At 68.8% G+C, this 25,714-nt stretch carries 37 protein-coding genes; 4 read left to right on the forward strand and 33 right to left on the reverse strand.

Annotation, left to right across the window (positions count from 1 at the left end; all coding sequences use genetic code 11):
- Positions 1-4: 4 nt before the first annotated feature.
- Entirely contained in the window at positions 5-376 is a 372-nt protein-coding gene (locus tag FGF04_RS15940; protein ID WP_149511950.1) for a holo-ACP synthase, read from the reverse strand.
- A 60-nt stretch (positions 377-436) separates the two neighbouring features.
- Positions 437-2,284 carry a glutamine--fructose-6-phosphate transaminase (isomerizing) gene (gene glmS, locus FGF04_RS15945; RefSeq protein WP_149511951.1) on the reverse strand — a complete coding sequence of 616 codons (1,848 nt, stop codon included), beginning with the start codon at positions 2,282-2,284 and terminating at the stop codon, positions 437-439.
- Positions 2,285-2,554: 270 nt separating this feature from the next.
- On the opposite strand from glmS, the gene FGF04_RS15950 reads away from it, so the two are divergent.
- Positions 2,555-3,694: an FAD-dependent oxidoreductase gene (locus FGF04_RS15950; protein WP_149511952.1), complete on the forward strand. Its 1,140-nt coding sequence runs from the start codon at positions 2,555-2,557 to the stop codon at positions 3,692-3,694.
- 9 nt (positions 3,695-3,703) lie between these two features.
- Here the strand turns inward: FGF04_RS15950 and FGF04_RS15955 are convergent, their stop codons facing one another.
- Complete coding sequence (locus FGF04_RS15955; RefSeq protein WP_149511953.1) at positions 3,704-3,949, reverse strand: hypothetical protein; 246 nt, start codon at positions 3,947-3,949, stop codon at positions 3,704-3,706.
- 163 nt (positions 3,950-4,112) lie between these two features.
- On the opposite strand from FGF04_RS15955, the gene coaA reads away from it, so the two are divergent.
- Positions 4,113-5,102 (forward strand): type I pantothenate kinase, encoded by a 990-nt coding sequence (gene coaA, locus FGF04_RS15960; RefSeq protein WP_149511954.1) that lies wholly within the window; start codon positions 4,113-4,115, stop codon positions 5,100-5,102.
- Between the two features lie 40 nt (positions 5,103-5,142).
- A complete protein-coding gene (locus FGF04_RS15965; RefSeq protein WP_149511955.1) occupies positions 5,143-6,072 on the forward strand; it encodes a DUF389 domain-containing protein in 930 nt (309 codons plus the stop codon).
- Between the two features lie 194 nt (positions 6,073-6,266).
- Here FGF04_RS15965 and glmM read toward each other — a convergent pair whose 3' ends face one another.
- From glmM to rplM, 3 genes are all read right to left on the reverse strand, one after another.
- A complete protein-coding gene (gene glmM, locus FGF04_RS15970; RefSeq protein WP_149511956.1) occupies positions 6,267-7,625 on the reverse strand; it encodes a phosphoglucosamine mutase in 1,359 nt (452 codons plus the stop codon).
- A 255-nt stretch (positions 7,626-7,880) separates the two neighbouring features.
- A complete protein-coding gene (gene rpsI / locus FGF04_RS15975; protein WP_149511957.1) occupies positions 7,881-8,408 on the reverse strand; it encodes a 30S ribosomal protein S9 in 528 nt (175 codons plus the stop codon).
- A 42-nt stretch (positions 8,409-8,450) separates the two neighbouring features.
- Entirely contained in the window at positions 8,451-8,894 is a 444-nt protein-coding gene (gene rplM / locus FGF04_RS15980; protein WP_010986363.1) for a 50S ribosomal protein L13, read from the reverse strand.
- Positions 8,895-9,203: 309 nt separating this feature from the next.
- Here rplM and FGF04_RS15985 point away from each other — a divergent pair, with 309 nt between their 5' ends.
- Positions 9,204-10,070, forward strand: coding sequence for a hypothetical protein (locus FGF04_RS15985; RefSeq protein ID WP_149511958.1), 867 nt, complete (start codon positions 9,204-9,206; stop codon positions 10,068-10,070).
- 105 nt (positions 10,071-10,175) lie between these two features.
- Here FGF04_RS15985 and truA read toward each other — a convergent pair whose 3' ends face one another.
- From truA to rplB, 27 genes are all read right to left on the reverse strand, one after another.
- On the reverse strand, positions 10,176-11,039 hold the full coding sequence (truA, locus tag FGF04_RS15990; RefSeq protein ID WP_149511959.1) for a tRNA pseudouridine(38-40) synthase TruA: 864 nt from the start codon (positions 11,037-11,039) through the stop codon (positions 10,176-10,178).
- Between the two features lie 144 nt (positions 11,040-11,183).
- Positions 11,184-11,714 carry a 50S ribosomal protein L17 gene (gene rplQ, locus FGF04_RS15995; protein WP_149511960.1) on the reverse strand — a complete coding sequence of 177 codons (531 nt, stop codon included), beginning with the start codon at positions 11,712-11,714 and terminating at the stop codon, positions 11,184-11,186.
- A 203-nt stretch (positions 11,715-11,917) separates the two neighbouring features.
- On the reverse strand, positions 11,918-12,940 hold the full coding sequence (locus FGF04_RS16000) for a DNA-directed RNA polymerase subunit alpha (RefSeq protein WP_003966937.1): 1,023 nt from the start codon (positions 12,938-12,940) through the stop codon (positions 11,918-11,920).
- A gap of 124 nt (positions 12,941-13,064) precedes the next feature.
- Positions 13,065-13,469, reverse strand: coding sequence for a 30S ribosomal protein S11 (gene rpsK, locus FGF04_RS16005; RefSeq protein WP_003956432.1), 405 nt, complete (start codon positions 13,467-13,469; stop codon positions 13,065-13,067).
- A gap of 69 nt (positions 13,470-13,538) precedes the next feature.
- A complete protein-coding gene (gene rpsM, locus FGF04_RS16010; protein ID WP_149511961.1) occupies positions 13,539-13,919 on the reverse strand; it encodes a 30S ribosomal protein S13 in 381 nt (126 codons plus the stop codon).
- A 218-nt stretch (positions 13,920-14,137) separates the two neighbouring features.
- Positions 14,138-14,251, reverse strand: a complete 114-nt coding sequence (gene rpmJ, locus FGF04_RS16015; RefSeq protein WP_003998809.1) for a 50S ribosomal protein L36 — start codon at positions 14,249-14,251, stop codon at positions 14,138-14,140.
- Positions 14,252-14,308: 57 nt separating this feature from the next.
- A complete protein-coding gene (infA, locus tag FGF04_RS16020) occupies positions 14,309-14,530 on the reverse strand; it encodes a translation initiation factor IF-1 (RefSeq protein WP_003948620.1) in 222 nt (73 codons plus the stop codon).
- A gap of 273 nt (positions 14,531-14,803) precedes the next feature.
- Positions 14,804-15,640, reverse strand: a complete 837-nt coding sequence (map, locus tag FGF04_RS16025) for a type I methionyl aminopeptidase (RefSeq protein WP_149511962.1) — start codon at positions 15,638-15,640, stop codon at positions 14,804-14,806.
- Between the two features lie 101 nt (positions 15,641-15,741).
- Positions 15,742-16,416: an adenylate kinase gene (locus tag FGF04_RS16030; RefSeq protein ID WP_149511963.1), complete on the reverse strand. Its 675-nt coding sequence runs from the start codon at positions 16,414-16,416 to the stop codon at positions 15,742-15,744.
- Positions 16,416-17,732, reverse strand: a complete 1,317-nt coding sequence (gene secY / locus FGF04_RS16035) for a preprotein translocase subunit SecY (protein ID WP_149511964.1) — start codon at positions 17,730-17,732, stop codon at positions 16,416-16,418. The genes FGF04_RS16030 and secY overlap by 1 nt, the downstream gene beginning before the upstream one ends.
- A gap of 247 nt (positions 17,733-17,979) precedes the next feature.
- The gene (gene rplO / locus FGF04_RS16040) at positions 17,980-18,435 is read right to left on the reverse strand and encodes a 50S ribosomal protein L15 (RefSeq protein ID WP_149511965.1); all 456 of its coding nucleotides are present in this window, start codon (positions 18,433-18,435) and stop codon (positions 17,980-17,982) included.
- Positions 18,436-18,437: 2 nt separating this feature from the next.
- Positions 18,438-18,620 carry a 50S ribosomal protein L30 gene (gene rpmD / locus FGF04_RS16045; RefSeq protein ID WP_149511966.1) on the reverse strand — a complete coding sequence of 61 codons (183 nt, stop codon included), beginning with the start codon at positions 18,618-18,620 and terminating at the stop codon, positions 18,438-18,440.
- Between the two features lie 2 nt (positions 18,621-18,622).
- Positions 18,623-19,225, reverse strand: coding sequence for a 30S ribosomal protein S5 (gene rpsE, locus FGF04_RS16050; protein WP_055513610.1), 603 nt, complete (start codon positions 19,223-19,225; stop codon positions 18,623-18,625).
- A gap of 43 nt (positions 19,226-19,268) precedes the next feature.
- Positions 19,269-19,652 (reverse strand): 50S ribosomal protein L18, encoded by a 384-nt coding sequence (gene rplR, locus FGF04_RS16055; protein WP_149511967.1) that lies wholly within the window; start codon positions 19,650-19,652, stop codon positions 19,269-19,271.
- Positions 19,653-19,655: 3 nt separating this feature from the next.
- Positions 19,656-20,195 (reverse strand): 50S ribosomal protein L6, encoded by a 540-nt coding sequence (gene rplF / locus FGF04_RS16060; RefSeq protein ID WP_149511968.1) that lies wholly within the window; start codon positions 20,193-20,195, stop codon positions 19,656-19,658.
- 24 nt (positions 20,196-20,219) lie between these two features.
- Positions 20,220-20,618, reverse strand: a complete 399-nt coding sequence (gene rpsH / locus FGF04_RS16065; RefSeq protein ID WP_055614920.1) for a 30S ribosomal protein S8 — start codon at positions 20,616-20,618, stop codon at positions 20,220-20,222.
- Positions 20,619-20,853: 235 nt separating this feature from the next.
- Positions 20,854-21,039: a type Z 30S ribosomal protein S14 gene (locus FGF04_RS16075; RefSeq protein WP_003948630.1), complete on the reverse strand. Its 186-nt coding sequence runs from the start codon at positions 21,037-21,039 to the stop codon at positions 20,854-20,856.
- 5 nt (positions 21,040-21,044) lie between these two features.
- Positions 21,045-21,602 carry a 50S ribosomal protein L5 gene (gene rplE / locus FGF04_RS16080; RefSeq protein WP_149511970.1) on the reverse strand — a complete coding sequence of 186 codons (558 nt, stop codon included), beginning with the start codon at positions 21,600-21,602 and terminating at the stop codon, positions 21,045-21,047.
- Positions 21,602-21,925, reverse strand: a complete 324-nt coding sequence (gene rplX / locus FGF04_RS16085; protein ID WP_149511971.1) for a 50S ribosomal protein L24 — start codon at positions 21,923-21,925, stop codon at positions 21,602-21,604. Before rplX ends, rplE begins: the two co-directional genes overlap by 1 nt.
- A 2-nt stretch (positions 21,926-21,927) precedes the next feature.
- On the reverse strand, positions 21,928-22,296 hold the full coding sequence (gene rplN / locus FGF04_RS16090) for a 50S ribosomal protein L14 (RefSeq protein ID WP_003992364.1): 369 nt from the start codon (positions 22,294-22,296) through the stop codon (positions 21,928-21,930).
- Between the two features lie 100 nt (positions 22,297-22,396).
- Positions 22,397-22,684 carry a 30S ribosomal protein S17 gene (rpsQ, locus tag FGF04_RS16095; RefSeq protein WP_149511972.1) on the reverse strand — a complete coding sequence of 96 codons (288 nt, stop codon included), beginning with the start codon at positions 22,682-22,684 and terminating at the stop codon, positions 22,397-22,399.
- Positions 22,684-22,908: a 50S ribosomal protein L29 gene (gene rpmC / locus FGF04_RS16100; protein WP_003998824.1), complete on the reverse strand. Its 225-nt coding sequence runs from the start codon at positions 22,906-22,908 to the stop codon at positions 22,684-22,686. The genes rpsQ and rpmC overlap by 1 nt, the downstream gene beginning before the upstream one ends.
- On the reverse strand, positions 22,908-23,327 hold the full coding sequence (rplP, locus tag FGF04_RS16105; protein WP_004927269.1) for a 50S ribosomal protein L16: 420 nt from the start codon (positions 23,325-23,327) through the stop codon (positions 22,908-22,910). The genes rpmC and rplP overlap by 1 nt, the downstream gene beginning before the upstream one ends.
- Positions 23,328-23,332: 5 nt before the next feature.
- A complete protein-coding gene (gene rpsC / locus FGF04_RS16110; protein WP_149511973.1) occupies positions 23,333-24,181 on the reverse strand; it encodes a 30S ribosomal protein S3 in 849 nt (282 codons plus the stop codon).
- A complete protein-coding gene (gene rplV, locus FGF04_RS16115) occupies positions 24,181-24,528 on the reverse strand; it encodes a 50S ribosomal protein L22 (RefSeq protein ID WP_030619142.1) in 348 nt (115 codons plus the stop codon). The genes rpsC and rplV overlap by 1 nt, the downstream gene beginning before the upstream one ends.
- 41 nt (positions 24,529-24,569) lie before the next feature.
- On the reverse strand, positions 24,570-24,851 hold the full coding sequence (gene rpsS / locus FGF04_RS16120; RefSeq protein WP_010986346.1) for a 30S ribosomal protein S19: 282 nt from the start codon (positions 24,849-24,851) through the stop codon (positions 24,570-24,572).
- Positions 24,852-24,863: 12 nt separating this feature from the next.
- Positions 24,864-25,700 carry a 50S ribosomal protein L2 gene (rplB, locus tag FGF04_RS16125; RefSeq protein WP_028805741.1) on the reverse strand — a complete coding sequence of 279 codons (837 nt, stop codon included), beginning with the start codon at positions 25,698-25,700 and terminating at the stop codon, positions 24,864-24,866.
- Positions 25,701-25,714 lie beyond the last annotated feature (14 nt).

Raw genomic sequence — 25,714 nt, forward strand, 5'->3', positions numbered from 1 at the left:
CCCCCTACCCCTCCGCGATCACCACCGCCGAGGCAACCCCCGCGTCATGGCTGAGCGAGATGTGCCACGACCGCACCCCGAGCTCGGCCGCCCGCGCAGCCACCGTCCCGGTCACCCGCAGCCGCGGCTGCCCGCTCTCCTCCACGTACACCTCGGCGTCCGTCCAGTGCAGCCCGCCGGGCGCGCCGAGCGCCTTGGCGAGCGCCTCCTTCGCCGCGAACCGCGCCGCGAGCGAGGCGGCCCCCCGCCGCTTCCCGCCGGGCAGCAGCAGCTCGCCCGGCAGGAACAGCCGCTCCGCCATCCCGGGCGTACGCTCCAGCGACGCCGCGAACCGCTCGATCTCGGCCACGTCGATCCCGACCCCGATGATGCTCATCCGCGCACTCTACGAGGCGGCCCCGCGCATCCGGGCCTGCGGCCTGGGCCCCAGGCAGCGCTACTCCACCGTCACCGACTTCGCCAGGTTGCGCGGCTGGTCCACCTCGTTGCCGCGGGCGGTGGCCAGCTCGCAGGCGAAGACCTGCAGCGGCACCGTCGCCACCAGCGGCTGCAGCAGCACCGGCGTGGCGGGGATCCGGATCAGGTGGTCCGCGTAGGGGACCACCGCCCCGTCCCCCTCCTCCGCGATCACGATCGTCCGCGCACCCCGCGCCCGGATCTCCTGGATGTTGGACACGATCTTGTCGTGCAGCACCGAACGCCCCCGGGGCGACGGGACCACCACGACCACCGGCAGGTCCTCCTCGATCAGCGCGATCGGCCCGTGCTTCAGCTCGCCCGCCGCGAACCCCTCGGCGTGCATGTACGCGAGTTCCTTCAGCTTCAGCGCGCCCTCCAGGGCGACGGGATACCCGACGTGCCGCCCGAGGAACAGCACCGTGTCCTTCGAGGCCAGCGACCGCGCCAGCTCCCGTACCGGCTCCATCGTCTCCAGGACGCGCTCGACGTCCTCCGCGATGCGGGACAGGTCGCGTACGACGGCCCGGATCTCGTCGCCCCACTTCGTGCCGCGCACCTGCCCCAGGTACAGCGCCACCAGGTAGCAGGCCACGAGCTGCGTCAGGAACGCCTTCGTCGAGGCGACCGCCACCTCGGGCCCGGCGTGCGTGTAGAGGACGGCGTCCGACTCGCGCGGGATCGTCGAGCCGTTGGTGTTGCAGACGGCCAGCACCTTCGCGCCCTGCTCGCGCGCGTGCCGCAGCGCCATCAGCGTGTCCATGGTCTCGCCGGACTGCGAGATGGCGATGACCAGCGTCTGCGCGTCCAGGATCGGGTCCCGGTAGCGGAACTCGCTCGCGAGCTCGACCTCGCAGGGGACGCGGGTCCAGTGCTCGATGGCGTACTTGGCGATGAGCCCGGCGTGGAAGGCGGTCCCGCAGGCCACCACCACGACCTTGTCGACCTCGCGGAGCGTCCCGGCGGGGATCCGCACCTCGTCCAGCGTCAGCGAACCGCTCGCGTCGATCCGCCCGAGCAGCGTGTCGGCGACCGCCTTGGGCTGCTCGGCGATCTCCTTGAGCATGAAGTAGTCGTAGCCGCCCTTCTCGGCGGCGGACACGTCCCAGTCGACGTGGTACGAGCGCGTCTCGGCCGGCGCTCCGTCGAACCCGGTGACGCTCACCCCGTCGCGCCGCAGCTCGACCACCTGGTCCTGGCCCAGCTCGATCGCGGACCGCGTGTGCGCGATGAACGCGGCCACGTCCGAGGCGAGGAACGCCTCGCCCTCCCCGACGCCGACGACGAGCGGGGAGTTGCGCCGCGCCCCGACGACCACGTCCGGCTCGTCGGCGTGGGTGGCCACCAGCGTGAAGGCCCCTTCGAGCCGCCGGCACACCAGCCGCATGGCCTCCGCCAGGTCGGCGCACGCGGAGAACTCCTCGGCGAGCAGGTGCGCCACGACCTCGGTGTCCGTCTCGGAGGAGAGCGCGTGCCCCCTCTCCGCCAGCTCGGCCCGCAGTTGCGCGAAGTTCTCGATGATGCCGTTGTGGACGACCGCGACGCGTCCGGCGTTGTCGAGGTGCGGGTGCGCGTTCGTGTCGGTGGGCCCGCCGTGGGTGGCCCAGCGCGTGTGCCCGATCCCCGTCGAACCGGTCGGCAGCGGCCGCTCCACCAGCTCCTTCTCCAGGTTGGCGAGCTTGCCGGCCTTCTTCGCGGCGGCCAGCCCGCCGTCCGCGAGCACGGCGACGCCCGCCGAGTCGTATCCCCGGTACTCCAGCCGCTTCAGTCCGGCCACCACGACATCGAGCGCCGACTGCGACCCCACGTATCCCACGATTCCGCACATGCACGGCAGCCTAAGGGCCGAGGCGCGCGCCGCCGGGGCACCGCGTGCCCGATATCGGAAATCGCCGTGCCCCCGGCCGCGTATCCGCGTCCGTCGGTCACGTGCCCGGGCTGTCGGGCCGATGTCGGCGGCGTGTCGGCGGGCGCTGGGACCTTGGTGGAGATCCGGCCGGGCGATCACCCGGCGGTACATGACCCGTCACGACACATCACGTCACGAAAAGACACGTCACGGCACGTCATGACACGTCACGACACCCGAGGAACCACCATGACCACTCCCCCGCACGTCACGATCATCGGCGCCGGACTCGGCGGACTGACCCTCGCCCGCGTCCTGCACGTCCACGGCATCCCCGCCACGGTCCACGAGGCGGAGACCTCGCCGACGGCCCGCGCACAGGGCGGAATGCTCGACATCCACGACCACAACGGCCAGCCGGCCCTGCACGCGGCGGGCCTGACGGACGAGTTCCGCGCCCTCGTCCTGGAGGGCCGCCAGGCGATGCGGATCCTCGGCCGGGACGGGACCGTCCTGTTCGACCGGCCCGACGACGGCACGGGCGGCCGCCCCGAGGTGCAGCGCGGCGAGCTGCGGCAGATCCTGCTCGACTCGCTCCCGGCCGGCACCGTCCGGTGGGGCCGCAAGGTCGCCGCCACCCGGTTCCTGGGCGGCGGCCGCCACGAGGTGGCCTTCACCGACGGCACCACCGTCGCCACGGACCTGCTGGTCGGCGCAGACGGCGCCTGGTCCAGGGTCCGGCACCTGCTCTGCGCCGCCACTCCCGCGTACACCGGCATGTCGTACGTGGAGACCTACCTGTACGACGCCGGCACCCGCCACCCCGCCGCCGCGAAGGCGGTCGGCGGCGGGTCGATGCTCGCGCTCGCGCCGGGCAAGGGCATCCAGGCCCACCGGGAGAAGGGCGACACCCTGCACACCTACGTGGCGCTCACGCGGCCGCAGGACTGGTTCGGCGCCGTCGACTTCGCCGATCCCGCCGCGGCCGCCGCGCGGATCGCCGCGGAGTTCGAGGGCTGGGCACCGGAGCTCACCTCGCTGATCACCGAATACGACGCCCCGCCGGTCCTGCGCCCCCTCAACGCCCTGCCGACCGGGCTCCGCTGGGAGCGGGTGCCGGGGGTGACCCTGCTGGGCGACGCCGCCCACCTCTCGATCCCGAACGGTGAGGGCGCCAACCTCGCCATGTACGACGGGGCCGAGCTCGGCCAGGCCCTCGCCGCGCACCCCGGCGACACCGAGGCCGCCCTCGCCGCGTACGAGCGGGCCATGTTCCCGCGCGGCGCCGAGGCCGCGGCCGACGGCGTCCAGCTCAACGCGGAGCTCTTCGGCGCCGACGCGCCCCACGGCCTGATCGCCTCGTTCACCGGGGCCGAGCGGGCCTCGTGACCCGTCGGCCTACTCCCCCTCCTCGATCCGGTCGATGGCCTCCTGGACCATCCCCAGGAACTCGGCCTCCTCGCAGCGCGGCTTGCTGCCCGGCTCGTACAGGTCGAGGCAGTCGTCGAGGTACTCCCCCAGGTCCTCGTCGGGGAGGTCGAGCGCCAGTTCGCTGCAGACCCGGTCCGCCACGTCCCCGGCCGGACGGCGCCCTGGCCAGGACCTGTTCCTGACCAGGTCACGCACTCGGAAACGTACGGCCATGACGACCATCCCCACCACCGGCGCCCCGGCAGGCGGCTCGCTCCCGGGTGGGCGGCACGCTATGCCCGTACGACCCGCCGGTCCAGGCTCCGGACGTGTGTCGGCGAACCCGGCGTGACGGACCCCACCCGACGATTCGTTCAAACTGCCGTAACAATGGAATGTGATCCCATCGGTCTCCTCGTTGCCGCGGAGCGCCCACCGGCCCAGGCCGGAGGCGACTCCCTACGTCGACCTCACCCGCGCCCAGTGGAGCGCGCTGCGTGAGAAGACGCCGCTCCCGCTGACCGCCGAGGAGGTGGAGCGGCTGCGCGGTCTGGGCGACGTCATCGACCTCGACGAGGTACGGGACATCTACCTGCCGCTGTCCCGGCTCCTCAACCTCTACGTCGGCGCGACCGACGGCCTGCGCGGCGCGCTGAACACCTTCCTCGGCGAGAAGGGCTCCCAGTCCGGTACGCCGTTCGTGATAGGCGTGGCGGGCTCGGTCGCCGTCGGCAAGTCCACCGTCGCCCGCCTCCTGCGGGCGCTGCTGTCCCGCTGGCCCGAGCACCCGCGGGTCGAGCTGGTCACCACGGACGGCTTCCTGCTGCCCACCAAGGAGCTGCAGGAGAAGGGCCTGATGGCCAGGAAGGGCTTCCCCGAGTCGTACGACCGCCGGGCGCTGACCCGGTTCGTCGCCGACATCAAGGCGGGCAAGGACGAGGTGACCGCGCCCGTCTACTCCCACCTCATCTACGACCGGGTCCCCGGCAAGCGCCTGACCGTGCGCCGCCCCGACATCCTGATCGTGGAAGGCCTGAACGTCCTGCAGCCCGCCCTGCCCGGCAAGGACGGCCGCACCCGCGTCGGCCTCGCCGACTACTTCGACTTCAGCGTGTACGTGGACGCCCGCGCCGAGGACATCGAGGGCTGGTACCTGAACCGCTTCCGCCGCCTGCGCGAGACGGCCTTCCAGGACCCGTCCTCGTACTTCCGCAAGTACACCCAGGTCTCCGAGGAGGAGGCGCTGGAGTACGCGCGCACGATCTGGCGGACCGTCAACAAGGTCAACCTCCTGGAGAACGTGGCCCCGACCCGCGGCCGCGCCACCCTCGTCGTGCGCAAGGGAGCCGACCACAAGGTCCAGAAGCTCAGCCTGCGCAAGCTCTGACCCCGGTCCGCCGGTCCCGCGGCGCCACTACGCTGCCCCCATGCTGCACCTGCGCCTGATCACCCCGCCCGACCGGACCGACGCCGTGGTCCGCCTGATCGAGGAGACCGTCGGCACGGCCCATCTCGCGGTCGTGCCGGGCGCCGCCCGCAATCCGGTGGGCGACCTCGTGATGGTCGACGTGGCGCGCGAGGCGGGCGACGAGCTGATCAGCGAGCTGTGCGACCTGGGCATCGACGCGGACGGCTCGATCGCCGTCGAGGACATCGACCTGTCGCTGTCGAAGCGCGCGGAGAAGGCGGAGGAGGACGCTCCGGGGGAGGGCGCGGACGCGGTCCTGTGGGAGCAGCTGTCGGACGCCACGCACGAGGAGTCGACCCTCTCGGTCACCTACCTCGCCTTCATCACGCTCGCCACGATGATCGCGGCCTGCGGTGTCGTCCTCGACAACGCGATCCTCATCGTGGGCGCGATGGCGGTGGGCCCGGAGTTCGGCCCGCTGGCGGGCATCAGCACGGCCCTGGTCCGGCGCAGGCCGCGCCTGGCGCTGCGCTCGCTCATCGCCCTGCTGGTGGGCTTCGCGGTGGCGATGGCGGTGACCGTGCTGTTCAGCCTGCTGATGGACGCCCTGGGCCTGTTCACCGAGGCCCAGTTGGAGGCCGACCGCCCCAACACGGCCTTCGTGTACGCCCCCGACGCGTTCTCCTTCGTCGTGGCGGTCCTGGCCGGCATCGCGGGCACGCTCTCCCTGACCTCGGCCAAGTCGGGCCTCCTGGTGGGGGTGGCCATCTCCGTCACCACGGTCCCGGCCGCCGCCAACGCGGCGGTGGCCCTCAGCTACGGGGACACGTCCCAGACGGCCGGCTCCACGAACCAGCTCCTGCTGAACCTGGCGGGCATCGTCCTGGCGGGCACCCTCACCCTCCTGACCCAGAAATGGCTCTGGCGCCACTTCCGCCCCCGCACATGACGGGACGCAGTCTTTCGCCCTAAAGGGGCGCGGGGAACGGCGCAATCTTTTGTCTTTGGGGGCGCGAGGAACGGCGCAGTCCTTTGCCTTCAGGGGCGCGGGGAACGGCGCAGTCTTTATGTCTTTAGGGGCGCGGGGAACTGCGCGACCAGCCACAGCGCACCCGCACCCACACCCCACGCGGCACCCCGAGGTCACCCCAGCGCGGACTTCACCACATCCGCCAACCGCCCGGCCACCGCCCGCGCCTGGTCGATGTCGGCCGCCTCCACCATGACCCGTACCAGCGGCTCGGTCCCGGAGGGCCGCAGCAGCACCCGCCCGGTGGCCCCCAGCTCCCGCTCGGCCTCGGCCACCGCGGACGCCAGCTCCGCGGAGGTCGACACCCGGGAGCGGTCCACGTCCGGCACATTGATGAGCACCTGCGGCAACCGCTCCATCACGGACGCGAGGTCCCGCAGCGTACGCCCGGTCTGCGCGACCCGGGCCGCCAGCAGCAGCCCGGTCAGCGTGCCGTCACCCGTGGTCGCGTGGTCCGTGATGATGACGTGCCCCGACTGCTCGCCGCCGAGCGCGTAGTCGTGCCGCTTCATCTCCTCCAGCACGTACCGGTCGCCCACCCCGGTCTGCACGAGGGAGACCCCCTCACGCTCCATGGCCAGCTTGAACCCGAGGTTCGACATGACCGTGGCGACGACCGTGTCCGAGCGCAGCTGCGACCGCTCCCGCATCGCGAGCGCGAGCACGGCCAGGATCTGGTCCCCGTCGACCTCCGCGCCGGTGTGGTCCACCGCGAGGCACCGGTCGGCGTCGCCGTCGTGCGCGATGCCGAGGTCGGCGCCGTGCTCCAGGACCGCGGCCTTCAGCAGGTCCAGGTGGGTCGAGCCGCAGCCGTCGTTGATGTTGAGCCCGTCGGGCTCCGCGCCGATCGTGACGATCTGGGCGCCGGCGCGCGTGAAGGCCTCGGGCGAGACCCGCGCGGCCGCCCCGTGCGCCTCGTCGAGGACGACCTTCAGACCGTCCAGCCGGTTCGGCACGGCGGTCAGGAGGTGGGCGACGTACTGCTCGAAGCCCTCCTCGTACGAGCGGACGCGGCCGACGCCCGAGCCGGTCGGCCGGTCCCAGGGCGCGCCGGTGCGGTGCTCCTCGTAGACGGACTCGATCCGGTCCTCCAGCTCGTCGGCGAGCTTGTGCCCGCCGCGCGCGAAGAACTTGATGCCGTTGTCCGGCATGGCGTTGTGGCTCGCGGAGAGCATCACGCCGAGGTCGGCGCCGAGCGCGCCGGTGAGGTGGGCCACCGCCGGGGTCGGCAGGACGCCGACGCTCAGCACGTCCACGCCGGCGCTGGCGAGACCGGCGACCACGGCGGCCTCCAGGAACTCCCCGGACGCGCGCGGGTCCCGTCCGACCACCGCGGTCGGCCGGTGGCCCTCGAAGGTTCCCGCCTCGGCCAGTACGTGCGCCGCCGCCACGGAGAGACCGAGCGCGAGCTCGGCCGTCAGATCCGCGTTGGCGACACCGCGTACGCCGTCCGTCCCGAAGAGTCGTCCCACTGGTGTCCTCCGAACTTGCTCAGACTTACTACACGATGGCTCAAGAAGGTGCGGCTCGGCGGGAGCCCGGCTCCGGCTCCGGCCCTTGTCAGGTATATCCCCCGGACCTGTCCGTGTCCCGAGCCCGCACACAGGTCGGACCACGAAGGGCGCACGAAGGTTGTAAAGGTTGTGGTAAACGAACGCCCCGACGACACAGAACGTGCCGCCGGGGCGATGCGTGCGAAACCGCGAGCGGGTCTCCCCGCCTGCTGTTTAGCGCTTGCTGTACTGCGGGGCCTTGCGGGCCTTCTTGAGACCGGCCTTCTTGCGCTCGACCGCGCGGTCGTCGCGCCGGAGGTAACCGGCCTTCTTGAGGGCGCCGCGGTTGTTGTCCACGTCGGCCTCGTTCAGGGCGCGGGCCACGCCGAGGCGCAGGGCACCGGCCTGACCGGAGACGCCGCCGCCCGAGATGCGGGCGACCACGTCGTAGCGGCCGTCCAGTTCGAGCACCTTGAAGGGCTCGTTGACTTCCTGCTGGTGGACCTTGTTCGGGAAGTAGTCCTCGAGCGTGCGCCCGTTGACCTTCCACTTGCCGGAGCCCGGGACGATCCGGACGCGGGCGATGGCGTTCTTGCGACGGCCCAGGCCGGCGGCCGGCTGCGGGTCGCCGAAGCGGCCGGCGAGGGACTCGGAGGTGTACTCGCCCTCGACGGGCACCTCGGACTCGGTGGTGTACTGCTCGACGTCGACGAGCTCGGCGTCGTTCTCTTCGACCGGCTGCTCAACGGTGGTCTCGGCCACGATTCTCCTCAGATTCTTTTTCGTCTTAGGGGGTGGCCGGAACTACTGCGCGACCTGGGTGATCTCGAACGGCACCGGCTGCTGGGCAGCGTGCGGGTGCTGGTCGCCCGAGTAGACCTTCAGCTTCGAGAGCACCTGACGGCCCAGGGTGTTCTTGGGGATCATGCCCTTGATGGCCTTCTCGACGGCCTTCTCGGGGTTCTTCGCCAGCAGCTCGTCGTAACGGACGGAGCGCAGACCACCCGGGTAACCGGAGTGGCGGTACGCCAGCTTCTGGGTCTTCTTGTTGCCGGAGAGGTGCACCTTGTCGGCGTTGATGATGATGACGAAGTCACCAGCGTCGACGTGGGGGGCGTAGATCGGCTTGTGCTTGCCCCGCAGAATGTTCGCGGCGGTGGTCGCCAGACGACCCAGGACGACATCCTGGGCGTCGATGACGTACCACTGGCGCGTGATGTCGCCGGGCTTGGGGCTGTACGTACGCACGGTCGTAGCCTTCGCTTCTTCAGTGAGTGGGTCCTGACAATGGGCCACCACGGACGATGTACGACAGCCCTGGCGGACATCGGCGACGCAACCGAGTCCTGCCGCTGGTCATCGGCCCGGTGGACCGGTGTAAGGGCCCCTCACGTGAGAATGAGCAAGCCAATACACATAACGAACCGCAAGAATACCTTCGGTGGCCCGTACGGGTCAAAACGCGGGCCGGACCACAGGTGTCCGCGGGGTTTCAGGGTATCGCGGAGGGGGCACGCGCCGCCCTGCACGCCCCTTGTCCCGTCTAAGATGCGCCCCATGAGCTTTGGGCAGGGGGGACCCCAGTGGGGTTCCGGGGGATCAGGTTCTCAGCCGCCGCAGTGGAGCAGCCGCTCCCCCGACTGGGCGGCCTTGGCCGAGGCGGCCGAGACGCGCAACCGGCGCCGCAGGTGGCTGCTGGTGGGCGGCGGCGCCCTGGCCACCATCGCCGTGGGCGCGGCCGTCGCCGTGGCCGTGGTCTCGGCGGACGGCAAGGAGCAGGCGTCCAACAGGCCCGCCTCCGAGCTGCCCTCCGCGGACATCCCGTCGGACACCGCGGGCACGGGCCCGTCCTTCGAGGCGACCTCGGCGCCGCCGCCGCTGGACCCGAAGGACTTCATATCCGATGTGAAGAAGGACACCGCGACCCTCGGTCCCGACACCCTCTTCCCGGGCACGCAGCTCACCATGGGCGAGACCGTCTACAAGAAGGGCGCGCTGGCGTCCACGAAGAACTGCGCGTCGGCCGCCCAGGGCACCCTCGGCCCGGTCCTCACCAAGAACGACTGCACCCGCCTCATCCGCGTCACGTACGCGAAGGACGGCGTCGCGGTGACGGTGGGCGTGGCCGTCTTCGACACCGAGGCCAAGGCGCTGCGGGCGAAGACCGACGCCGACAAGAAGAGCGTCGTGCAGTCCCTGACCGGTGACGGCGTCCCCGTCTTCTGCCGCTCCGCGATCTGCCGCTCGACGACCAACTCGTACGGGCGCTACGCCTACTTCACGGTCGCCGGCTTCACGAACGGCAAGGACGTGACGGAGAAGGACGCCAAGGTCTTCAGCACCGGCGACGACCTGGCGGAGTTCACCTTCCGCCAGATCCGCCGCCGCGGCGAGGCCCAGGCATCGGCGGCGGCCAACCAGTAGGCCACGGCCCCGGCGGCGGCCCACAGGACCGCCGCCCCGCTCACAGCCGCCCGGCGCCGTGCGGCGTCCTCGCCCGGCCGGCCGTCGCCGTCCGGGCGGGCCCGCTCAGCAGCACACCCCCGCGCCCCCCGGCAGCGTCCGCCGGTTGCGGGCCTCCTTGTTCCGGGCGGCGAGCAGTTCGTCCGCCGGGTAGCCGACCTCCTCCAGCGTCAGCCCGTGCGGGCGCACCACGTGCACCGCGGAGTCCCGCACGCCCGCGGCCAGCACCTTCGCCGGCCAGTCGGCGCCCCGGTGCCCGTCGCCCACGAACAGCAGCGCCCCGATCAGCGAGCGCACCATGTTGTGGCAGAAGGCGTCCGCCCGCACGGTGGCCGTGACGACCCCGTCGCTCCCCCGCTCCAGGCTCAGCCCCTGGAGGGTGCGGATGGTCGTGGCGCCCTCGCGCTTCTTGCAGTACGCGGCGAAGTCGTGCTCGCCCAGCAGCAGCCGGGCCGCCTCGTTCATGGCGTCGACGTCGAGCGGCCGGTCGTGCCACAGGACGTGGCCGCGCAGCAGCGGGTCGACCCCGCCCGGGGCGTCGGTGACGCGGTAGGCGTACCGCCGCCACAGCGCGGAGAACCGCGCGTTGAACCCGGCCGGCGCCTCGGCCACGGTCCACACCCGCACGTCCTTGGGCAGCCGCCCGGCCAGCCGCTTGAGCAGCTTCTCCCGGTGCTCGGCCCACAGCTCCGCGGGCAGGTCGACGTGCGCCACCTGCCCCCGGGCGTGCACCCCGGCGTCGGTGCGCCCGGCCACGGTCAGCTCGTACACCGTCGCGCCCGACCGCGTCACGGTCCGCAGCGCGTCCTCGATCTCACCCTGTACGGTCCTGCGCCCGCTGGCCTGCTTGGCCCACCCGGAGAACTCGCTCCCGTCGTACGAGACGTCCAGCCGGACACGAACATGGCCGGGCGCTGCTTCGTCACTCACCTGGAAATCCTTTCAGGAACACGAAAGCGGGCCCGCTCCTGAAAGGAACGGACCCACTCAAGCAAGCCCCCGAAGGGGCACGGGGAACTGCGCGACAGGCCACGACGGCGCTGCGGCCGCCCGCACGCAGTCCCCGGCAGACGCTTACGCGTCCTTGGACTCCTCGGCGGCCTCGTCACCCTTGGCCTCGTCGCCCTTGGCCACGTCGACCTTGGCGTCCTCGGCCTGGGTCTCCTCGGCCTGGTTCTTGGCCTCGGCGTCCTTCGCGGAGCGCTTCGTCGCCGCCTCGGCCTCACCGGTGGCCTGCTGGGCCACGGTCAGGGCCTCCACCAGCTCGATGACGGCCATGGGCGCGTTGTCGCCACGGCGGTTACCGATCTTGGTGATACGGGTGTAGCCACCCGGGCGGTTCTCGTAGCGCGGGCCGATCTCGGTGAAGAGCGTGTGCACGATGCTCTTGTCCGTGATGACCGAGAGGACCTGGCGGCGGTTGTGAAGGTCGCCCTTCTTCGCCTTGGTGACCAGACGCTCGGCGTAGGGCCGCAGACGGCGGGCCTTCGCCTCGGTGGTCGTGATCTTGCCGTGCTCGAAGAGCGACTTCGCGAGGTTCGCGAGGAGCAGCTTCTCGTGCGCGGCGCTGCCGCCCATACGGGCACCCTTGGTGGGCTTCGGCATGGTCTTTCTCCTAGGTGTCTGCCCCGGCCGTATCAGGTACCGAGGTCAGTGTCCGAGCAGGCGATCGCCTGTCGAAGATCCGGGCCCTTTTCCAAGGCCCCGGAGGACCCGCGCCCCGTCAGGGGAGCGGGGAACTGCGCGACCAGCCGCAGCGGGCCCGCAGTCAGAACTCAGCCGTCCGGCGAAACGATCTCGCGGAACGCTCAGTACTGCTCGGTCTCGACGAAACCGGCGTCCGCGTCGTCGTCGGCGCCGAAGGCGTCCGCGGCGGCGGTCGGGTCGAATCCGGGCGGGCTGTCCTTGAGGGCCAGGCCCATGCCGGCCAGCTTCGCCTTGACCTCGTCGATCGACTTCGCACCGAAGTTGCGGATGTCGAGCAGGTCGGCCTCGGAGCGTGCCACGAGCTCACCCACGGAGTGGATGCCCTCGCGCTTGAGGCAGTTGTACGACCGAACGGTGAGCTCCAGCTCCTCGATCGGCAGGGCGAGATCGGCGGCGAGGGCGGCGTCCGTCGGGGACGGGCCCATGTCGATGCCCTCGGCGTCGATGTTGAGCTCGCGCGCCAGACCGAACAGCTCGACCAGGGTCTTGCCGGCCGACGCCATGGCGTCACGGGGACGCATGGCCTGCTTGGTCTCGACGTCGACGATCAGCTTGTCGAAGTCGGTGCGCTGCTCGACACGGGTCGCCTCGACCTTGTAGGTGACCTTGAGAACGGGCGAGTAGATCGAGTCGACCGGGATGCGCCCGATCTCCTGACCGACCTGCTTGTTCTGCACGGCGGAGACGTAGCCGCGACCGCGCTCGACGGTCAGCTCCATCTCCAGCTTGCCCTTGCCGTTGAGCGTGGCGAGGACGAGGTCGGGGTTGTGGACCTCGACACCGGCCGGGGGCGCGATGTCGGCGGCGGTGACCAGACCCGGGCCCTGCTTGCGCAGGTACATCACGACCGGCTCGTCGTGCTCCGAGGAGACGACCAGCTGCTTGATGTTGAGGATCAGGTCGGTGACGTCCTCCTTGACGCCCGGCACGGTGGTGAACTCGTGCAGGACACCGTCGATCCGGATGCTGGTGACGGCGGCACCGGGGATCGAGGAGAGGAGCGTGCGGCGGAGCGAGTTGCCGAGGGTGTAGCCGAAGCCCGGCTCCAGCGGCTCGATCACGAACCGGGAGCGGAATTCGTCGACGACCTCTTCGGTCAACGAGGGACGCTGAGCGATCAGCATGAAGTGAGTCCTTCAGTCAGGGGCACCCACTATTTGATGCCCTGAGGTAATACAAGGGTACGGGCGACACGACTCCGAAGAGCCGTACCGCCCGGACCCGGGAAAAACGTGGGACGACCGTGCGTCAGACGCGGCGGCGCTTGGGCGGACGGCAGCCGTTGTGCGGCGTGGGCGTCACGTCCTGGATCGAGCCGACCTCCAGGCCGGTCGCCTGCAGGGAGCGGATCGCGGTCTCACGACCGGAGCCCGGGCCCTTGACGAAGACGTCGACCTTGCGCATGCCGTGCTCCTGCGCACGGCGGGCGGCCGACTCGGCGGCCATCTGCGCGGCGAAGGGGGTGGACTTGCGCGAGCCCTTGAAGCCGACGTGGCCGGCGGAGGCCCAGGAGATCACGTTGCCCGAGGGGTCCGTGATCGAGACGATGGTGTTGTTGAACGTGCTCTTGATGTGCGCGTGACCGTGAGCGACGTTCTTCTTTTCCTTGCGGCGCACCTTCTTGGCAGCGCCCTGACGACCCTTGGGGGGCATCTATAACTCCTACGGGGAGGTGGTCGGTCCTACAGCGAAGACCGCTGATGAAGCGTTGTCCGCTGAGGACTACTTCTTGCCCGGCTTCTTCTTGCCGGCGATGGCGCGACGCGGGCCCTTGCGGGTACGCGCGTTCGTGCTGGTGCGCTGGCCGCGGACCGGCAGGCCACGACGGTGACGCAGACCCTGGTAGGTACCGATCTCGACCTTGCGGCGGATGTCGGCCTGAACCTCACGGCGGAGGTCACCCTCGGTCTTGAAGTTGGCGTCCACGTACTCGCGGATCCGGACCAGCTCCTCCTCGGAGAGGTCGCGGACGCGGGTGTTGGGGTTGACGCCGGTGTCGGCCAGCGTCTTCTGCGAGAGGGTCCGGCCGATGCCGAACACGTAGGTGAGGGCAACCTCCACGCGCTTTTCGCGCGGGATGTCAACACCGGAAACGCGTGCCATTCAATGGCTCCAGTTGTCGTTCGGAGGTCTTCCGCAGAACCGGGTCCCACCCGCCGTCGTCCTCTTCGGTGCAGACCGCGAGGATTCGGTACGGATCGGGTCCCCGGCCTCCGACCGGGGGTGTCGGACCCCTGTGAACAGCGGGTCCGGGCTCTGCGTATGAACATGTACTACTGCGTCGCGCGAAATTCTGCGGGTGCAGAAGGTGCGGTCGTGCGTCAGCCCTGGCGCTGCTTGTGGCGCGGGTTTTCGCAGATGACCATGACCCGGCCGTGACGGCGGATCACCCTGCACTTGTCGCAGATCTTCTTGACGCTCGGCTTGACCTTCATTGGTGAGGTTCTCCGGGTCAGTGCCACCACCCCGCCGAAGCGGAGCGCGGGCAAGATCTACTTGTAGCGGTAGACGATCCGGCCACGCGTCAGGTCGTACGGAGACAACTCCACCACGACCCGGTCGTCAGGGAGGATGCGGATGTAGTGCATGCGCATCTTGCCGCTGATGTGTGCCAGGACCTGGTGGCCGTTCTGGAGCTCGACCTTGAACATGGCGTTCGGAAGAGACTCGACGACAGTGCCCTCGATCTCGATGGCACCTTGCTTCTTGGCCACGCTTCGCCCTTCGAATCGACTACCTTGATCGACTCCGCGCTTACCACATGCAGACATGCGGATGCACGAGAGCCGACGAGTCAGTCTACGCCAGGGCCCTCGGAAAGACGAATCGAGAAAGTCTGCCCCACAAGGAAGATCCCTATGCGGGGAAGCCCCCGAAAGGGGATGCCCCGAAGGGGCGACCCGTCAGGGGCGCGGGGAACTGCGCGACCAGCCCCCACCGGGCCGGTACACCGCCGTCCGACAGGAACCCCCTGCCCGGAGGGCGCCCTACGCCAGGGGATCAGGCGCAGCCGTGATCCCGAGCTCCGCCAGCTTCGCCCGACCACCGTCCGGCGCAGTCAGCACGAGCGGCCCCTCCTCCGTCAGAGCGACGGAGTGCTCCCAGTGCGAGGACCACGACCCGTCCGTCGTGATGACGGTCCAGTCGTCGGCCAGCACCTCGGTGCGGGGCGTGCCCAGCGACACCATGGGCTCGATGGCCAGGCAGAACCCGGGGACCAGCTTGGGGCCCTTGCCGCGCCGCCGCTCCACGTAGTTCAGCAGGTGCGGGTCCATGTGCATCTCGGTGCCGATGCCGTGGCCGCCGTAGTCCTCGACGATCCCGTACTTGCCGCCGCCGGGCTTCGGCTGGCGGCGGATGTACGTCTCGATGGCGCGCGAGACGTCGACGAGCCGGTTGCCGGCTTTCATCGCCGCGATCCCGGCCCACATCGACTCCTCGGTCACCCGGGACAGCTCGACGAGTTCCGGGGCGTGGCCGGAGCCCACGAAGGCCGTGAACGCGGCGTCCCCGTGCCAGCCGTCGACGATGGCGCCCGCGTCGATCGAGATGATGTCGCCGTCCTTGAGGACGACGTCGTCGCTCGGGATGCCGTGCACGACGACCTCGTTCGCCGAGGTGCAGATGGTGGCGGGGAAGCCGCCGTAGCCCAGGAAGTTCGACTTCGCGCCGTGCTCGTCGAGCACCTTGCGGGCGACCTGGTCGAGGTCGCGGGTCGTGGCACCGGGCACCGCCGCTTCCCGGGTCGCCGCGTGGACGGCGGCGACGACCAGGCCCGCCTCACGCATCTTGGCGATCTGCTCGGGGGTCTTGATCTGCACCATGGGGGCCCGCGCTCTCCGTCTTCTCTGCCTACTGGGGTACGTACACAACAGTAAGGCCGCGGCGCCCACCCGGGGCACCGCGGCCGAACCGGCCAGGACGGTTACGCGCCGCCGCCCCTGGCCGCGGACTGGGCCGCGAGGGCGTCCATCGCGCGCTTGGTGACCTCGTCCACCTTGCCGAGCGCCGAGATCGTCACGACCAGGTCCTGGGCCCGGTAGTAGTCGATGATCGGCTCGGTCTGGGTGTGGTAGACCTCCAGGCGCTTGCGGACGGTCTCCTCGGTGTCGTCGTCGCGCTGGTACAGCTCCCCGCCGCAGGCGTCGCAGACGCCTTCCTTCTTCGGGGGGCTGTACGCCACGTGGAAGACGTGGCTCGAATCGTTGCGGCAGATGCGGCGGCCGGCGATGCGCTTGACCACCTCGTCCTCGGGGACCTCCAGGTCGAGCACCGCGTCCAGCTCCACACCGTCGGCCTTGAGGGCCTGGTCCAGCGCCTCGGCCTGCGAGACGTTGCGGGGGAAGCCGTCGAGCAGGAAGCCGTTCGCGGCGTCCGGCTGCTCCATGCGGTCCTTCGCCATCGCGATGGTGACCTCGTCCGGTACGAGATTGCCCTCGTCCATGTACGACTTGGCCAGCTTGCCCAGTTCGGTCTGGCGGCTGATGTTCGCACGGAAGAGGTCGCCCGTGGAGATGTGCGGGATCGACAGGTTCTTGGCGAGGAACGCTGCCTGCGTTCCCTTGCCCGCCCCGGGCGGCCCGACGAGGACGATTCGCATCAGCGGAGGAACCCTTCGTAATTGCGCTGCTGGAGCTGGCTCTCGATCTGCTTCACCGTCTCCAGACCGACACCCACGATGATCAGGATGCTGGTGCCACCGAACGGGAAGTTCTGGTTTGCCCCGAAACCAACCAACGCCATCGTCGGTACGAGAGCGATCAGGCCCAGATACAGCGAACCCGGCCAGGTGATCCGGTTGAGTACGTATCCCAGGTACTCGGCGGTCGGTCGGCCGGCCCGGATGCCCGGGATGAAGCCACCATACTTCTTCATGTTGTCGGCGACTTCCTCGGGGTTGAACGAGATCGCCACGTAGAAGAAGGCGAAGAACACGATCAACAGGAAGTACGTGGTGATGTAGATCGGGTGGTCGCCCTTGGTGAGATTCTGCTCGATCCAGGTCTTCCAGCCGGAGGTGCCGCCCGCGAACTGCGCGATCAGCGCCGGGATGTACAGCAGCGACGAGGCGAAGATCACAGGGATGATGCCGGCCTGGTTGACCTTCAGCGGGATGTACGTCGACGTGCCGCCGTAGGAGCGGCGGCCGATCATCCGCTTCGCGTACTGGACCGGGATGCGGCGCTGGGCCTGCTCGACGAAGACCACCAGGCCGACCATGACGAGGCCGACCGCGATGACGGTGCCGAACTCGATCCAGCCGTCCGCGAGGGTGCCCTGCTGCTTGATGGCCCACAGGGCCGACGGGAACGTCGCGGCGATCGAGATGAACATCAGGATGGACATGCCGTTGCCGATGCCGCGGTCGGTGATGAGCTCACCGAGCCACATGACGGCGGCCGTGCCGGCGGTCATCGTGATGACCATCGTGATGGTGACGAAGATCGACTGGTCGGGGACGATCTGACCGCCGACCGTGCAGCCCGAGAAGAGCGCACCGCTGCGGGCGGTGGCCACCAGGCCGGTGCCCTGCAGGATGGCCAGGGCCACCGTCAGATAACGGGTGTACTGGGTGATCTTCGCCGTGCCTGCCTGACCCTCCTTCTTGAGGGCCTCCAGACGCGGGATCACCACGGTAAGGAGCTGCAGGATGATGCTCGCCGTGATGTACGGCATGATGCCGAGGGCGAAGATCGTGATCTGCAGCAGCGCGCCACCACTGAACATGTTCACCAGGCCGAACAGACCCTGGTTCCCATTGCTCGCCTGATCGATACAGGCCTGGACGTTCGTATAGTCGACGCCCGGGATCGGGATGTGCGTACCCACCCGATAGACCACGATGATGCCGAGCGTGAAGAGCAGCTTCTTGCGCAGGTCGGGCGTCTTGAACGCCCGGGCGAACGCGGTGAGCACGGTGCCTCCTGCGACCCCCGCGCAAGTGCGCCAGAGGTGACGGTCTTGAGGTTCGACGAATAAGTAACGGACAGCTAACTAACAGTCAGAAGCCACCTGGAGTTCCCGGGCGGCACACCGGGCGAAAATTAGCAGCGCAGGCCACCTTACCGGCGACACCGCTCCCCTAGGAACGACCAACCGGGGATGCCCCTTTTGTGGGGCATCCCCGGTCGGGATCGCTCAAGTCATCGAGTCGCCTGACGTGTCAGACCAGCTCGGTGACGGTACCGCCGGCGGCGGTGATCTTCTCCTTGGCGGAGCCGGAGACGGCGTCGACCGTCACCTGCAGTGCCACGGAGATCTCGCCCTGGCCGAGGACCTTGACGAGGCTGTTCTTGCGAACCGCACCCTTGGCGACGAGCTCCTCGACGGTGACCTCGCCACCCTCGGGGAACAGCGACGCCAGCTTGTCGAGGTTCACGACCTGGTACTCGGTCTTGAACGGGTTCTTGAAGCCCTTGAGCTTCGGGAGACGCATGTGGAGGGGCATCTGGCCACCCTCGAAGCGCTCCGGAACCTGGTAACGGGCCTTGGTGCCCTTGGTACCACGACCGGCCGTCTTACCCTTGGACGCTTCACCACGACCGACTCGCGTCTTCGCGGTCTTGGCGCCCGGGGCGGGACGGAGGTTGTGGATCTTGAGCGGGTTGTTCTCCGCCATGATCAGTCGACCTCCTCAACCGTCACGAGGTGGCGGACGGTGTGCACCATTCCGCGGAACTCGGGGCGGTCCTCCTTGACGACCACATCGTTGATCCGCTTGAGGCCAAGCGAACGAAGGGTGTCTCGGTGGTTCTGCTTGCTGCCGATGTACGACTTCGTCTGCGTGATCCTGAACTGAGCCATGATTACGCACCCGCTCCCGCACGTGCACGCAGGAGAGCCGCGGGGGCGACGTCCTCGAGGGGCAGACCGCGGCGGGCCGCGATCTCCTCGGGACGCTGCAGGCCCTTGAGGGCCGCCACGGTCGCGTGGACGATGTTGATCGCGTTGGACGAACCGAGCGACTTCGACAGGATGTCGTGGACGCCGGCGCACTCCAGGACAGCACGCACCGGGCCACCGGCGATGACGCCGGTACCGGGGGAAGCAGGCTTGAGCAGGACGACGCCCGCGGCCTTCTCGCCCGTGATCGGGTGCGGGATGGTGCCCTGGATACGGGGGACCTTGAAGAAGTGCTTCTTGGCCTCCTCGACACCCTTGGCGATGGCGGCCGGCACCTCCTTGGCCTTGCCGTAACCGACACCCACGGTGCCGTCACCGTCGCCCACCACGACCAGCGCGGTGAAGCTGAAGCGACGACCACCCTTGACAACCTTGGCGACGCGGTTGATCGCGACAACGCGCTCAACGTACGCGGTCTTCTCCGCAGCAGCGCCGCCGTCGCGGCCCTTCCGGTCCCGCCGCTCGCCGCCACCGGCACCGCTTCCGCGGCGCTGGGGTCCAGCCATTGGAATTACCTCTCTCTGTTTCCGCTAGCTACGGAACCAGGACTCAGAACTTGAGTCCGGCTTCGCGGGCGGCGTCCGCCAGAGCGGCAATGCGCCCGGCGTACTGGTTTCCACCACGGTCGAATACGACAGCCTCGACACCGGCGGCCTTGGCGCGCTCGGCGACCAGGGCGCCGACCGACTTGGCCTGAGCCGACTTGTCGGACTCGCCGCCGCGGATCGACGTGTCCAGGGTGGACGCGGACGCGAGGGTGTGACCCTTCACGTCGTCGATCACCTGGGCCACGATGTGGCGGTTCGAGCGCGTCACGACCAGGCGCGGACGCTCAGCCGTACCGGAGATGTGCTTCCGGATCCGGATGTGGCGACGCTTGATGGCAGCACGCTTGTAAGCGTCGCCCTTAGCAATCTTGACACCGTATGCCATGGCTTACTTACCCGCCTTTCCGACCTTGCGCCGGACGACTTCGCCCTCGTACTTGACGCCCTTGGCCTTGTACGGGTCGGGCTTGCGCAGCTTGCGGATGTTGGCCGCAACCTCGCCGACCTTCTGCTTGTCGATTCCCTCGACCGAGAAGTGCGTCGGGTTCTCGACCTTGAACGAGATGCCCTCGGGCGCCTCGACCGTGATCGAGTGGCTGTAGCCGAGCGAGAACTCCAGGTTGGAACCCTTCGCCAGGACGCGGTAACCGACACCGCTGATTTCGAGCTTCTTCACGTAACCCGTGGTCACGCCGGTGATCATGTTCGCCACCAGCGTGCGGGACAGGCCGTGGAGGGCCTTGTTCTGACGCTCGTCGTTCGGGCGGGTGACGTTGAGCACGCCGTCCTCGCCCTTCGCGATCTCGATCGGCGCCGCGACGGTGTGGGTCAGGGTGCCCTTGGGGCCCTTGACCGAGACCGTACGGCCGTCGATGGTGACGTCCACGCCGGCGGGAACCGTGATGGGGAGCTTGCCAATACGCGACATAGCTGTTTCCTCCGTTCCCTTCCGCTACCAGACGTAGGCGAGAACTTCTCCGCCTACGCCCTTCTTGCCGGCCTGCTTGTCGGTGAGGAGACCGTGCGACGTGGAGATGATCGCCACGCCGAGGCCACCGAGCACCTTGGGCAGGGAGGTGGACTTCGCGTACACGCGCAGACCCGGCTTCGAGATCCGCTTGATGCCCGCGATGGAGCGCTCACGGTTCGGGCCGAACTTCAGCTCGAGGACGAGCTTCTTGCCGACCTCGGCGTCCTCGACCTTCCAGCCGGTGATGAAGCCCTCCTGCTGGAGGATCTCTGCGATGTGCGACTTGATCTTGCTGTGCGGCATCGCGACATCGTCGTGGTACGCCGAGTTCGCGTTACGCAGACGCGTGAGCATGTCCGCGATGGGGTCAGTCATGGTCATGAATTGGCCTTCGGCCTCTCTCGCCGGGGTTTCCTGTATGCGCCATCCCTCTCCCCACTCAGTGGCGGGACGGGTGCGGTGCGGGGACCTACGGCGTAGTAAGCGTTAACTGGTGGGCCGTACCCACCTGTGTTCGGGCGGCAGACGCCCAACCCTCCTAGCGTAAGCCATGGAAGGAAGGGCCTCTGCCAACCCACTGCTTACCGAGAGCGTCCGGGCATTCCCTTTTGGGGGACTACCAGGAGCTCTTGGTCACGCCCGGCAGCTCGCCGCGGTGAGCCATCTCACGAAGGCAGACGCGGCACAGGCCGAACTTGCGGTACACGGAGTGCGGACGGCCGCAGCGCTGGCAGCGCGTGTAGCCACGTACACCGAACTTGGGCTTACGAGCAGCCTTGGCAATCAGAGCCTTCTTCGCCATCTCGCTTACGCCTCCTTGAAGGGGAAGCCGAGGTGACGGAGAAGGGCGCGGCCTTCGGCGTCGTTGGTCGCCGTGGTGACCACGGTGATGTCCATACCCCGGACGCGGTCGATCTTGTCCTGGTCGATCTCGTGGAACATGACCTGCTCGGTGAGACCGAAGGTGTAGTTGCCACGGCCGTCGAACTGCTTGGGGGACAGACCACGGAAGTCGCGGATGCGCGGGAGCGCGAGCGACAGGGTGCGGTCCAGGAACTCCCACATGCGGTCGCCACGGAGCGTGACGTGGGCACCGATCGGCTGGCCCTCACGCAGCTTGAACTGCGCGATGGACTTGCGGGCCTTGGTGACGGCCGGCTTCTGACCGGTGATCGTGGTGAGGTCGCGGATGGCGCCCTCGATCAGCTTGGAGTCGCGGGCGGCGTCGCCCACACCCATGTTGACCACGATCTTGACGAGGCCCGGGGTCTGCATGACGTTCTCGTACGAGAACTCTTCCTGCAGCTTGCCCGCGATCTCCTCGCGGTACTTCGTCTTGAGACGCGGAGTGGTGGTGGTAGCCATCAGATGTCCTCACCCGTCCGCTTGGCAACGCGGATCTTGTTGCCCTCGTCGTCGAAGCGGTAACCGACGCGCGTGACGACCTTGTTGCCGTCCTTCTCAACGACCAGCTGGACGTTGGAGACGTGGACGGGCGCCTCGGTCGTGACGATGCCGCCGGCCTGCGAGCCGCGAGCGGTGGGACCGGCCTTCGTGTGCTTCTTGACCCGGTTGACACCCTCGACCAGGACGCGCTCGTCGCGCGGGTAAGCGGCAATGACCTTGCCCTGCTTGCCCTTGTCCTTACCGGTGATGACCTGGACCAGGTCGCCCTTCTTGATCTTCATGCTTACAGCACCTCCGGCGCGAGCGAGATGATCTTCATGAACTTCTTCTCGCGCAGCTCACGGCCGACGGGGCCGAAGATACGGGTGCCGCGAGGGTCGCCGTCGTTCTTCAGAATGACGGCGGCGTTCTCGTCGAAGCGGATGTACGAGCCGTCCGGACGGCGGCGCTCCTTGACGGTGCGAACGATGACCGCCTTGATGACGTCACCCTTCTTCACGTTGCCGCCGGGGATCGCGTCCTTGACGGTGGCGACGATGACGTCACCGATGCCCGCGTAGCGGCGACCGGAGCCACCGAGCACACGGATGCAAAGGATCTCCTTCGCACCAGTGTTGTCGGCGACACGCAGTCGCGACTCCTGCTGGATCACGTCTATCTCCTGATTGTCTGCCGGTTCCCGGCAGGGGTTCCTTCACGGAGCCCCTGCCGAGCCTGGCGGAACTGTTCCTAGGGTGCCCCCCTAGGAGGGATTACTTGGCCTTCTCGAGGATCTCGACGATGCGCCAGCGCTTCGTCGCCGACAGCGGCCGGGTCTCCATGATGACGACACGGTCGCCGACACCGGCGGAGTTCTGCTCGTCGTGGGCCTTGAGCTTGTTCGTACGGCGGATGACCTTGCCGTACAGCGCGTGCTTGACGCGGTCCTCGACGGCGACGACGACGGTCTTGTCCATCTTGTCGCTGACGACGAGACCCTCACGGGTCTTGCGGAAGCCGCGGCTCGTCTTGGTCTCTTCGGTCACGTTGTTCTCGCTCATCAGGCGCTCTCCACCGTCTCGATGCCCAGCTCGCGCTCACGCATGAGGGTGTAGATCCGCGCGATGTCCTTGCGGACGGCCTTGAGCCGGCCGTGGTTTTCGAGCTGACCGGTCGCCGCCTGGAAGCGGAGGTTGAACAGCTCTTCCTTGGCTTCGCGGAGCTTCGCGAGAAGCTCCTCGTCACCCAGTTCGCGCAGCTCGGACGCCTTGGTACCGGCCGACATCACGCTTCACCTGCCTCGCGCTTGACGATCCGGCACTTCATCGGCAGCTTGTGGGCTGCGCGAGTGAGGGCCTCACGGGCGATCTTCTCGTTGGGGTAGGACAGCTCGAACATGACCCGACCCGGGTGCACGTTCGCGATCCACCACTCGGGGGATCCCTTACCGGAACCCATGCGGGTCTCGGCGGGCTTCTTGGTCAGCGGGCGGTCCGGGTAGATGTTGATCCAGACCTTGCCGCCACGCTTGATGTGGCGGGTCATCGCGATACGAGCCGCCTCGATCTGGCGGTTCGTGACGTACGCCGGCGTGAGGGCCTGGATGCCGTACTCGCCGAACGCGACCGTCGTACCACCCTTGGCCTGACCACGGCGCTTGGGGTGGTGCTGCTTGCGGTGCTTGACCCTACGAGGGATCAGCATGTCGGTCAGGCCTCCGTTCCGGTGCTCTCAGCCGGAGCGGCAGCGGCGGCGGGAGCGTCGGCCTTGGGGGCCTCGGCTGCCGGCGCGGACTGCTGCTGCGGCTTGCGGCCGCGGCCGCCACGCTCGCCACCACGACCACCACGGGCCGGGCGGTCGCCGCCGGGACCGCCACCGCGGGCCGGGCGGTTGCCCGCACGGGCGGCGGCGTTCTCGGCGCGGACCTCGGCGATGTTCTTGACGTCGCCCTTGTAGATCCAGACCTTCACACCGATGCGGCCGAAGGTCGTCTTGGCCTCGAAGAAGCCGTAGTCGACGTTCGCGCGGAGCGTGTGCAGGGGCACACGGCCCTCGCGGTAGAACTCCGAGCGGGACATCTCGGCGCCGCCGAGGCGGCCACCGCACTGGATCTTGATGCCCTTGGCGCCGGCCTTCATCGTGCCCTGCATGCTCTTGCGCATGGCACGACGGAAGGAGACGCGGGAGGAGAGCTGCTCGGCGACGGCCTGGGCCACCAGCTGGGCGTCGGTCTCCGGGCTCTTCACCTCGAGGATGTTGAGCTGGACCTGCTTGCCCGTGAGCTTTTCGAGGTCGCCGCGGATGCGGTCGGCCTCGGCGCCGCGGCGGCCGATGACGATGCCGGGACGCGCGGTGTGGATGTCCACACGGACGCGGTCACGGGTGCGCTCGATCTCCACCTTCGAGATGCCGGCGCGCTCCATGCCGGACGTCATCATCCGGCGGATGGCGACGTCTTCCTTGACGTAGTCCTTGTACAGCTTGTCGGCGTACCACCGGGACTTGAAGTCCGTGGTGATGCCGAGCCGGAACCCATGCGGGTTAACCTTCTGGCCCATTACCGGGTTCCTTCCTTGCTGCTGACGACCACGGTGATGTGGCTGGTCCGCTTGCGGATCCGGTAGGCGCGGCCCTGGGCGCGCGGACGGAACCGCTTCAGGGTCGGACCCTCGTCGACGTACGCCTCGGAGATGACGAGGCTGTCGGCGTCGGTGTGGTCGTAGTTGTGTGCGGCGTTGGCGATGGCGCTGTCCAGCACCTTGCCGACGGGCACGCTCGCGGCCTGCGGGGCGAAACGCAGGACCGCCTGAGCCTCCGTGGCATCCATGCCACGGATAAGGTCCACCACGCGGCGGGCCTTCATGGGCGTGACGCGGATGTACCGCGCCTGGGCCCTGGCTTCCATGGTTGTCCTTCCAGTGTCTGTCATGGTCATTCCACCCCGCGTTAGCGGCGCTTCGACTTCCGGTCGTCCTTGACGTGACCCCGGAAGGTGCGCGTCGGCGAGAACTCGCCGAGCTTGTGGCCGACCATCGACTCGGTGACAAACACCGGAATGTGGGTCTTGCCGTTGTGCACCGCGATCGTGTGGCCGAGCATGGCCGGGATGATCATCGAGCGACGGGACCAGGTCTTGATGACGTTCTTGGAACCGGCTTCGTTCTGGGCGTCCACCTTCTTGATCAGGTGGTCGTCGACGAAGGGCCCCTTCTTGAGACTGCGCGGCATCTAAACCCGCTCCTAGCGCTTCTTGTTCGTCTTGCGGCGGCGGACGATGTACTTGTTCGAAGCCTTCTTCGGCGAACGAGTACGACCCTCCTTCTGACCCCACGGCGAGACCGGGTGGCGACCACCGGAGGTCTTGCCCTCACCACCACCGTGCGGGTGGTCAACCGGGTTCATCGCCACACCGCGGACGGTCGGACGGACGCCCAGCCAGCGCTTGCGGCCGGCCTTGCCCCAGTTGATGTTCGACTGCTCGGCGTTGCCGACCTCGCCGACGGTGGCGCGGCAGCGCACGTCGACCAGGCGGATCTCTCCGGACGGCATGCGCAGGTGGGCCATCTGGCCCTCCTTCGCGAGCAGCTGCACGGAGGCACCGGCGGAGCGGGCGAACTTGGCACCGCCACCGGGACGGAGCTCGATCGCGTGGATCGTGGTACCGACCGGGATGTTGCGGAGCGCCAGGTTGTTGCCCGGCTTGATGTCGGCCCCGGGACCGTTCTCGACGCGGTCGCCCTGCGACAGGTTGCGGGGGGCGAGGATGTAGCGCTTCTCGCCGTCCGCGTAGTGCAGCAGCGCGATGCGCGCGGTGCGGTTGGGGTCGTACTCGATGTGCGCGACCTTCGCCGGCACGCCGTCCTTGTCGTGCCGACGGAAGTCGATGACGCGGTAGGCGCGCTTGTGTCCGCCACCCTGGTGGCGAACGGTCACACGACCGGCGTTGTTACGGCCGCCCTTGCTGTGCAGGGGGCGGACCAGCGACTTCTCCGGCGTGGACCGCGTGACCTCGACGAAGTCGGCGACGCTGGAGCCACGACGGCCCGGCGTAGTCGGCTTGTACTTGCGGATTCCCATTTCTCAGTCCTCGT

Source organism: Streptomyces apricus (assembly GCF_008369065.1).
Lineage (GTDB): Bacteria > Actinomycetota > Actinomycetes > Streptomycetales > Streptomycetaceae > Streptomyces > Streptomyces apricus.

What these genes read in the sequence shown, in the direction of transcription:
- FGF04_RS15965 (WP_149511955.1), top strand. Translation starts at nt 5,143, where the DNA reads ATGCTGCACCTGCGCCTGATCACCCCGCCCGACCGGACCGACGCCGTG.
- rplR (WP_149511967.1), bottom strand. Translation starts at nt 19,652, where the DNA reads ATGGCATACGGTGTCAAGATTGCTAAGGGCGACGCTTACAAGCGTGCT.
- FGF04_RS16030 (WP_149511963.1), bottom strand. Translation starts at nt 16,416, where the DNA reads ATGCGAATCGTCCTCGTCGGGCCGCCCGGGGCGGGCAAGGGAACGCAG.
- glmS (WP_149511951.1), bottom strand. Translation starts at nt 2,284, where the DNA reads ATGTGCGGAATCGTGGGATACGTGGGGTCGCAGTCGGCGCTCGATGTC.
- rpsH (WP_055614920.1), bottom strand. Translation starts at nt 20,618, where the DNA reads ATGACCATGACTGACCCCATCGCGGACATGCTCACGCGTCTGCGTAAC.
- rplQ (WP_149511960.1), bottom strand. Translation starts at nt 11,714, where the DNA reads ATGCCGAAGCCCACCAAGGGTGCCCGTATGGGCGGCAGCGCCGCGCAC.
- rplE (WP_149511970.1), bottom strand. Translation starts at nt 21,602, where the DNA reads ATGGCTACCACCACCACTCCGCGTCTCAAGACGAAGTACCGCGAGGAG.
- FGF04_RS15950 (WP_149511952.1), top strand. Translation starts at nt 2,555, where the DNA reads ATGACCACTCCCCCGCACGTCACGATCATCGGCGCCGGACTCGGCGGA.
- rplP (WP_004927269.1), bottom strand. Translation starts at nt 23,327, where the DNA reads ATGCTGATCCCTCGTAGGGTCAAGCACCGCAAGCAGCACCACCCCAAG.
- FGF04_RS15940 (WP_149511950.1), bottom strand. Translation starts at nt 376, where the DNA reads ATGAGCATCATCGGGGTCGGGATCGACGTGGCCGAGATCGAGCGGTTC.
- rplF (WP_149511968.1), bottom strand. Translation starts at nt 20,195, where the DNA reads ATGTCGCGTATTGGCAAGCTCCCCATCACGGTTCCCGCCGGCGTGGAC.
- map (WP_149511962.1), bottom strand. Translation starts at nt 15,640, where the DNA reads ATGGTGCAGATCAAGACCCCCGAGCAGATCGCCAAGATGCGTGAGGCG.
- rpsC (WP_149511973.1), bottom strand. Translation starts at nt 24,181, where the DNA reads ATGGGCCAGAAGGTTAACCCGCATGGGTTCCGGCTCGGCATCACCACG.
- FGF04_RS15955 (WP_149511953.1), bottom strand. Translation starts at nt 3,949, where the DNA reads ATGGCCGTACGTTTCCGAGTGCGTGACCTGGTCAGGAACAGGTCCTGG.
- rplO (WP_149511965.1), bottom strand. Translation starts at nt 18,435, where the DNA reads ATGGCGGAGAACAACCCGCTCAAGATCCACAACCTCCGTCCCGCCCCG.
- rpsK (WP_003956432.1), bottom strand. Translation starts at nt 13,469, where the DNA reads ATGCCCCCCAAGGGTCGTCAGGGCGCTGCCAAGAAGGTGCGCCGCAAG.
- FGF04_RS16075 (WP_003948630.1), bottom strand. Translation starts at nt 21,039, where the DNA reads ATGGCGAAGAAGGCTCTGATTGCCAAGGCTGCTCGTAAGCCCAAGTTC.
- rpsE (WP_055513610.1), bottom strand. Translation starts at nt 19,225, where the DNA reads ATGGCTGGACCCCAGCGCCGCGGAAGCGGTGCCGGTGGCGGCGAGCGG.
- rplV (WP_030619142.1), bottom strand. Translation starts at nt 24,528, where the DNA reads ATGGAAGCCAGGGCCCAGGCGCGGTACATCCGCGTCACGCCCATGAAG.
- rpsS (WP_010986346.1), bottom strand. Translation starts at nt 24,851, where the DNA reads ATGCCGCGCAGTCTCAAGAAGGGGCCCTTCGTCGACGACCACCTGATC.
- rpmD (WP_149511966.1), bottom strand. Translation starts at nt 18,620, where the DNA reads ATGGCTCAGTTCAGGATCACGCAGACGAAGTCGTACATCGGCAGCAAG.
- FGF04_RS15985 (WP_149511958.1), top strand. Translation starts at nt 9,204, where the DNA reads ATGAGCTTTGGGCAGGGGGGACCCCAGTGGGGTTCCGGGGGATCAGGT.
- rpmC (WP_003998824.1), bottom strand. Translation starts at nt 22,908, where the DNA reads ATGTCGGCCGGTACCAAGGCGTCCGAGCTGCGCGAACTGGGTGACGAG.
- rplB (WP_028805741.1), bottom strand. Translation starts at nt 25,700, where the DNA reads ATGGGAATCCGCAAGTACAAGCCGACTACGCCGGGCCGTCGTGGCTCC.
- rpsQ (WP_149511972.1), bottom strand. Translation starts at nt 22,684, where the DNA reads ATGAGCGAGAACAACGTGACCGAAGAGACCAAGACGAGCCGCGGCTTC.
- rplX (WP_149511971.1), bottom strand. Translation starts at nt 21,925, where the DNA reads ATGAAGATCAAGAAGGGCGACCTGGTCCAGGTCATCACCGGTAAGGAC.
- rpsM (WP_149511961.1), bottom strand. Translation starts at nt 13,919, where the DNA reads ATGGCACGCGTTTCCGGTGTTGACATCCCGCGCGAAAAGCGCGTGGAG.
- FGF04_RS16000 (WP_003966937.1), bottom strand. Translation starts at nt 12,940, where the DNA reads ATGCTGATCGCTCAGCGTCCCTCGTTGACCGAAGAGGTCGTCGACGAA.
- rpmJ (WP_003998809.1), bottom strand. Translation starts at nt 14,251, where the DNA reads ATGAAGGTCAAGCCGAGCGTCAAGAAGATCTGCGACAAGTGCAGGGTG.